This is a genomic window from Xenorhabdus entomophaga (genome assembly GCF_037996725.1).
In the GTDB taxonomy this organism is placed as follows: domain Bacteria; phylum Pseudomonadota; class Gammaproteobacteria; order Enterobacterales; family Enterobacteriaceae; genus Xenorhabdus; species Xenorhabdus khoisanae.
The window spans coordinates 1-223 of sequence record NZ_JBBMXH010000488.1; the positions used below are offsets into that span (position 1 = coordinate 1).

Here is a 223-nt window from a genome sequence, read left to right on the forward strand (position 1 = left end):
GGGCTTAATCGTCAATCCCGGCAGGTTAGCAGGCTCGGTATTCCACTCTAAGTCCATCTCCATTTTTTTATTGATGGGGTTGCCATCGGTATCGAACACGGTCGCCGTCACTATGACGGGCTTTTGGTCCGTTGCCTCAAAAGGCGGTTTGTTGTCAAACACAAAGTCGTCGGCGTGAATGGCATCAGAAAGATTAGTAAAACCAAATGGTTTATCGCCTTTT

General features: G+C 47.5%; 1 protein-coding gene. It reads right to left on the reverse strand.

All coding sequences use genetic code 11. From position 1 onward, the window contains the following. Positions 1-223 (reverse strand): hypothetical protein (locus AAC854_RS23765; RefSeq protein ID WP_340619200.1); only part of this gene is annotated, 223 nt, incomplete at both ends.